The following is a 1,512-nucleotide window of genomic DNA, read 5'->3' as shown; positions in this document are numbered from 1 at the left end:
GTGCTTCCTTCGGGTCTCTAAACAGTTGGTTACTACTGCTTGTCTCTTCCGAAGGATTGTAAAAGTCCCCCCCTTTTTTTAAACTGTCCCCAAGCTTTTTTCAAATAAATCTTCTATTTCCTTTTAGATCGTTGGGTGAACTCATTTTGGTCATATTCTCCTAAAGATGATTCTGGTGCAGCAAGTACAAACTCATCCCCCCTATTAAATTCGGGATATGTTGGTTTCTCGATTGACTTGTATCTTATATGAACTTCTTCTGAGTATTGAGTTGTCTCTTCTTCTACGGTTGTCTGTTTCATGTTGGAAATCCAAATATCGAGTTTGTACGTTCCCCTTTCAATAATTTGACTCAGATCTTCTAGGGATTGCACCAGTTGGAATAAACAATCTAATCCGTTCCTTAACATGACGATCCCTTGTTTTTTTGCTTGTTCGAGTGAATGTTCCATTTTGTACGAACTTCCCTGGTAATGAAATTCAATACAACAACTGCTGCGATCCCAATTGAAATTGAAATCCTCGATTTTTAAACGCTTCATCACCTTAATAAGTCTTCTTTCACACGTATATTGCTCTTTATGTGGGGTCCATTTAAACATGCTTTCACCTTCCTTGTCTAGTTTTGTATTGTATTGCTACTTTTTCTTATACTAATAACTTCTGAAAAAAGAATTAATTTCCTGTTTTAATCGTTTTACATTTATCGACTTATTCTACAAAATAAATGGAAAACAACTCGTAAAACACACATATGACAGCTTTCCATTTAGAAATAGGGGCTTTAAAGAGAGATAAGAGTCTAACTTTGTAGAAAAAAATTGGGGATTTTGGGACGACTCGGTACCGAAGAAATTGTCATGGATGACGTTGAGAAGTTTCTTTTCATGATAAGGGAGGAAGGAAACTACCAACCTTCAAGTAAACGCAGGTCATCATCTGCAGACGAGCATTTAATCAATTATCCCGACCAATATAAGTATGCCGTGGCAATTGACTATAATATGGATAATCCAGTAAGAGACGACTGTAGCGCCATTTTTCTTCACGTATCAAACGGCACTCCAACTCTCAGCTGCGTATCCATTCCTGAATAGGACATGGGTTATCTCATCCAAGAACTTGGCAGTAATACTAGAATCATCATTACAGATAGTGAGAGTAATATTGGAAACTATTCAATTTCCTATGAATGGCACCACCTGATATTTATTACGGAAAAAAGTACAGGTTTGGGTAGATTATGTTAGAAGTAAGTAGGTAATGATTCGTGTTTTTCTACTACAGGATTTAATTGCAATCTATTTTCCGAATAGGTAAGGAATTATTTATGTGAAAGTTATGTCCACGATGTAATGTCCACTTCTCGAAAGCTATCGGGACACGGTAGAAGAGCTAGAAGGCAGAAGTTGCAAATTATGTTGAACCAGTATTCAGATACATCGAAAATGACAATTAAAAATAAGTAATAAAAAATTAAAAGACGAATTCAAAGTGAATTTGTCTTTTTTT

2 protein-coding genes are annotated in these 1,512 nt (G+C 35.8%); one reads left to right on the top strand and one right to left on the bottom strand.

The window, feature by feature from the left end:
- Nucleotides 1-113: 113 nt before the first annotated feature.
- A complete protein-coding gene (locus tag ACHABW_RS25735) occupies nucleotides 114-602 on the bottom strand; it encodes a hypothetical protein (protein ID WP_435759872.1) in 489 nt (162 codons plus the stop codon).
- A 228-nt stretch (nucleotides 603-830) separates the two neighbouring features.
- On the opposite strand from ACHABW_RS25735, the gene ACHABW_RS25730 reads away from it, so the two are divergent.
- Entirely contained in the window at nucleotides 831-1,097 is a 267-nt protein-coding gene (locus ACHABW_RS25730; RefSeq protein ID WP_435759870.1) for a hypothetical protein, read from the top strand.
- Nucleotides 1,098-1,512 lie beyond the last annotated feature (415 nt).

Origin of the sequence: Salipaludibacillus sp. CF4.18, assembly GCF_051262595.1 — a bacterium.
In the GTDB taxonomy this organism is placed as follows: Bacteria; Bacillota; Bacilli; order Bacillales; family Salisediminibacteriaceae; genus Salipaludibacillus; species Salipaludibacillus neizhouensis.
The sequence above is the reverse complement of the archived record's forward strand: the minus strand, read 5'-3'. Positions and strand labels throughout refer to the sequence as shown.